The following is a 503-nucleotide window of genomic DNA, read 5'->3' as shown; positions in this document are numbered from 1 at the left end:
GTCACGTACTTGGGCATCTTGCCGCCGCGGCCTTCATCGAAGCTCTTCGGTTTGGTGACTACGATCAGGCTGCGGGTGTCCGGGGACAGCACGCTGTCGACGATCTCCACCTCGGCGCCGAGGTACACCGGGCCCGGCGCGCGGGTGCCATCGGCACGGCGCCAGCTGGCTTCCTGCGCCTTGAGCGCGTCGCGCTGGGCGCGGTCGTTGCGCAGCGTGGCCAGGGTGCGCAGCTGCTGGTCGCGCAACACGTCGGCCTTGGGCGCCTCGTCGGGATTTTTTTCGGCTTTCAGGCTGGCCACCTGCTGCACGCCGCCGGCGGCGGTCCAGTGGAACCAGTTCTGCCCGGTGCGCCAGATCACCCCGCCATCGCGGGCGAAGTTGACCGCGCTGGACTTCTCCGAGCTGCGGGTCAGCTGGGTCAGCGCGCCGCTGCGCAGGTCGCGCAGGAACACATCGCCATTGCGTACGAACACCGCACGCTGGCGCGCGCTGTCGTACAC

Annotated in this window: 1 pseudogene; it reads right to left on the bottom strand. The window is 69.4% G+C overall.

Annotated features, from left to right (window positions below):
- Positions 1-503: pseudogene (locus ACXJKJ_RS32505) on the bottom strand (S9 family peptidase); the annotation flags it as partial.

The sequence above is a fragment of the Roseateles sp. P5_E1 genome, assembly GCF_054049335.1.
Note: the sequence above shows the minus strand (reverse complement) of the source record. Positions and strands in the feature narration are given on the sequence as shown.